This window comes from uncultured Eudoraea sp., assembly GCF_947258525.1.
Classification (GTDB): Bacteria; Bacteroidota; Bacteroidia; order Flavobacteriales; family Flavobacteriaceae; genus Eudoraea.
The window spans coordinates 1-4,503 of record NZ_CAMYIP010000012.1 but is presented as its reverse complement, the minus strand read 5'-3'; the positions used below and the strand labels follow the sequence as shown (position 1 = coordinate 4,503).

3 protein-coding genes are annotated in these 4,503 nt (G+C 34.6%); 2 read left to right on the top strand and 1 reads right to left on the bottom strand.

The annotated features are described in order from the left end of the window. Window positions 1-289: 289 nt before the first annotated feature. Window positions 290-2,074 carry a tetratricopeptide repeat protein gene (locus tag Q0X89_RS00730; protein ID WP_297690694.1) on the bottom strand — a complete coding sequence of 595 codons (1,785 nt, stop codon included), beginning with the start codon at window positions 2,072-2,074 and terminating at the stop codon, window positions 290-292. A gap of 344 nt (window positions 2,075-2,418) precedes the next feature. On the opposite strand from Q0X89_RS00730, the gene Q0X89_RS00725 reads away from it, so the two are divergent. Together Q0X89_RS00725 and Q0X89_RS00720 are read left to right on the top strand one after the other, a co-directional pair. Continuing rightward, entirely contained in the window at window positions 2,419-3,165 is a 747-nt protein-coding gene (locus tag Q0X89_RS00725; RefSeq protein ID WP_297690693.1) for a DUF6090 family protein, read from the top strand. Window positions 3,166-3,552: 387 nt separating this feature from the next. Next, entirely contained in the window at window positions 3,553-4,284 is a 732-nt protein-coding gene (locus tag Q0X89_RS00720; RefSeq protein WP_297690692.1) for a hypothetical protein, read from the top strand. Window positions 4,285-4,503: the final 219 nt, after the last annotated feature.

Below are 4,503 nucleotides of genomic sequence, written 5' to 3'. Positions count from 1 at the left end.
CCTATTAAATAAAAAAATCCGCAAACATCTTTTTATCAATGTATTACGGATTCTTACTGTGGTCCCACCCACCCCTTCGTTTTACTTCGGAGGGTAAACTGGGTTAGTTCGCTTCGCTCTTGTACCGAGTTCGCTGATGCGAACAAAAAAACAAATTCCAAAAGACAAATTTCAAAGCACAATCATAACATTTTGTAAATTGGAATTTGAGATTTGGTGCTTGTAGTTTGCCATAATACTCCTGGGTCTTTTCAATGTAGGAGCAATTCTCTAATTTATTGGTCTTGTTTTAGATGCCAATCAATTTAGATGTTTTAGGTAATCCAATGAGATCGATTAATTTCCGAAATCTTGCTTCTTCTGGTATACGTTTACTTTCTACGGGATCAACTACTGTCCAAACAATCCATCCTTCGTGTTGATTAATAGCCTTTTCAAAGCAGTCGAATGCCAGATCCATTTCACCTCGAGCTCTATGTATCAAATACATAAGAGTTGGAGATATATATTCATTTGGCACACGATCGGCTAGTTTATCGTAAAGTTCCCTGGCTTTTAATGTTTTCCCTGCCAAATAATAGGTGTTCGTGAGAACTGCCATTGTTCGCAAATCATCCGATAGCGCATAAAGATGTTCATGGGTTGCAATTGCTGTCTCATTGTCGCCTAATGCCTGGTATGATTTTCCAAGGTAATAATGCGCAAATAGATCCGCAGGATTTATTGAAATAGCTGTTCGAAACGCTTTAACTGCCTCTTCATATTGTTGATTATAATAATATGACCATCCCACACTAAAGTGAGCCCAGTCGTTCATGGGGTCTAGTTCCAGAGCTCTTTTTGTGAGTTCAATCGCTTCCTTATTGCGCCCAGTATATGTCAATAGAATTGAATAATTAATAAATGCACCCACATCATTTGGATTTATTTCAAGGGCCTTTTTGTAATCATTTTCGGATTCCTCCCATCTCCAGTGATGGTTCATATTAAAAAGCCCCTGTAAACTGTATGCTCGAGATAGTTTACTGTCCAGTTCCAGACCCTGCTTGTTATATTCTTCTGCTTTTGGGATGGCTACTTCAGGAGAGACTAAACCGTAGGAAAGAATCTGGTAAACATTTGCGAGATCAACATAAGCTTCTGCAAATTGTGGATCTCTTTCTATGGCTTGTTCATAATAATATATTGCTTTTTCAATCCCCTCAGGGGTTAATAAGCCCGTATTGTAATTCCCCTGTAAATAAAAATTATAGGCTTCAAAATCATCCGTATAGCGTGTCAGCATATTATTCTTGCTTTCATGCAAAAGGTTCACTTTCAAACTCTCAACAATGGCCAACGCGATTTCATCCTGAATGTCAAATATGCCCTCGAGTTTTCTATTAAAATTATTGGACCACACCTGTGTCCCGTCAGCTGCATTGATAAGTTGAACCGTAATGCGTAGTTGATTAGAGTCCTTTCTTATGCTGCCATCCAAAACTGATCCTACATTTAGTTTTTTACCAATCACTCGTATATCCTCGTTTTTTCCTTTAAAGGCAAATGATGAAGTTTTTGCAACTACCTTTAGTTCTTCCAAAAACGATAGGGAATTAATTATCTCTATGGCCACCCCATCGCAAAAGTATTCTTGATCTTTTTGTGGACTCAAATCAGTAAATGGTAAAACAGCGATTGAATTCAACTTATGGGATACTTTTTGAGTGTTACTCTTTAGTCCAAAGACGTTTACCAATATCAGGCTAATGATAATAACTATACTAATATATGTTGCAATCCTCCATGAGTTTGGTGTTTCAACTTGGGTTTGATCCTCTGCAGAAATTGATTTAGTTTTCTTAATCCCTTTTGGTGTAACATCAAATATCCAGGAAAGGATTATAGCTATAGGGAAACCTATTGCAAGAGCTGCGATTACAATAGCAGGTATATTTTGAGGTAAATTTAGAGGCTCTACTACATTGTTGACAAGCTCAATTATTATAAAGGAGGTAGAGGCATATATAGTAATCATATAAATTACACGCCGTCTTTTGAGCTCCTGCCAGAATTTGTATAGTTTGTTGGGCATATTGTAGGATTCGTGAATTTAGGTAAAGCCCTTAATAATATGACAAATTACAAAGTGTTGAAAAATTATGCTATGACAAAAATCAGGCCTTTAAGTGAGTATTCTTTGAGATCCTCCGCATCTCCTCGCTAATCCTCCTCTGAACAATCCTTCCATAGTATTCCTGAGTGATCTTTATACTGGAATGTCCCCCTCCTTCGCTCCGCTACGGTGGGCAAGCTGGGTTAGTTCACTAACAATTTCCATCGGAACATCATTAAAGAGAAGGACACTAGAAGCAAAGGTCCTATTTGCTATGGGTAATTATTCATTACCTTAGGAAGAACTACCAACCACTGTCGCACATGATAAAATTCTTTAGAAAAATTAGACAAAATTTACTTTCAGAAGGAAAGACTGGAAAGTATTTCAAGTATGCAGTCGGAGAAATTGTTTTGGTTGTTATAGGGATATTGATTGCGTTGCAGATTAATACTTGGAATGGAGAGAAGAAAGATCGCGCTTATGAGTTAAAAATGCTAACAGAGGTCAAAAGTACTTTGGAGAAAGATATAGAATATTTTGAATGGATGATTGAAAGAACAAATCAAGTAGATTCGACGATAAATTTATTATCTGAACAAATAATAAGCAAATCAACCTTTATTGATAGCTTATATTTAAACAAACAATCAAAATGGAATTATTTGCGAATGGGTACATTTTTTAGACATAATTCTGGTCCTTACCAAGCAATCCAATCTTCAGGAATTGATAAAATTTCTAATGATAGTTTACGGAATAACCTCATCAATTTCTATGATTTCATATATCCCTTTTATAAAGAACTTATAACAGGGACAGGCAAAGATTACGACAATCAGATGAACACTTTAAAATCATTTAGAGGTAATACTGAAGTTTTAAAAAATCAAGACCATTATGATTATATTAAAAAATATCCAGAAGATTTACTTCAAAATCAAGATTTTATAACATTACTATCAGAAATACAAAAGCGTACAGAAGATACTAAATATTATTATGAGGATTTAATACCTCAAATTCAAGACTTAGTAAATCAAATTTCTAACGAAATAAAAATTGATTAAATTAAAAATAACGAAAGCACAACACCGTGGCTAAAAGCCACCAAGCTTCATACATCAACCACTACCTAAGTTTGTTTGAAACCCTTTTCATCTCCTCACTAACCCTTCGTTGAACAATCTTTCCATAGTATTCCTGATTGAGCTTAATACTGGAATGGTGAAAAAGATCTTGCATATCTCATTAGGAACATTGCTGTACTTGTCCAGACTTATTAGTTCTATGATAACTAAATGCATGGTTTGGGACAATATTTTCTATGTTTCGTCCCTGATCTGAAGTTTGGAGTTAATAATTTGGATTATCTTATAATCCATCCAGGATTTGACTATCATCTTCTCGCTCTCATAGAGTTATTCTTAATCGAATCTTTCTAAAAACATAGTATTATGAAAAAACAAACAAAGTATTTAATGTTACTTACGCTACTTTTTGTGGCCTTATCATGTAGTAAAGACCAACCCATAGAACTTGTAGAACAAACTATTTTGCAAGATGATGTTCCAAAGTTTAAAGCAATTAATAATTACGATTTTTCGAAATTATACAAACCCAGGAGTAATGATCTTACGAATAAAAAAGAACGTAACTTTTGGACTAATGTGTGGTCAAATTTTTTCACACAAGGTGATATAATTGGAGTAATCAGTATTCGAGGAACGGACATGGCCATGGTTTGGGAATATCCTTTAGAGGGCCAACAAGACAGAATCAAAATAAAGGGTAATTATGGGCACTATAATTGGAACACAAAACAACCTAAAGTTTTTATTTTTGATATAATAACTGGATTAGTAATATATTCTAACTTTTGTGAAGAAAATAAAACTGGGTTTTTTAAAGAGAACTTAAAAGGACTAGTAGATGAATATGATGGAGATGGAGATGGTCAAACAGATACATGGAGAATAAATCCTTTTCATCCTGAAAGCAATGGTATTGGTCATATAAAAACAACATTAACAGATGGTCAATTTAACGTTCCATTCTATCCAGAGAAAGGAGATTGTGAAGAGTCAACAACTGAAATAAATTTTGACGCGGTGGCTAATATTAAGAATGGAGTACTTAGTTGGAATGTTGTACTTGGCGAAGAAAGATATGAATTTATATCTAACTAATAATAAGCACTATAACCCGAGTGATTTTCGCTCGGGTTTATTCATGAAAACCCTACCAATTAATTTTAGTGGGGATTATTATTTGAAACACTAAATCTCCTTAGGAACATTACTATACTTATCCAGGCTATTTCCTTCTTTGAACTGTCCTATGCCCATAATCTCATCCTTTTCATTGTCCCAAATAACCTCAACAAAGAACTTGTCTATTGCATTATG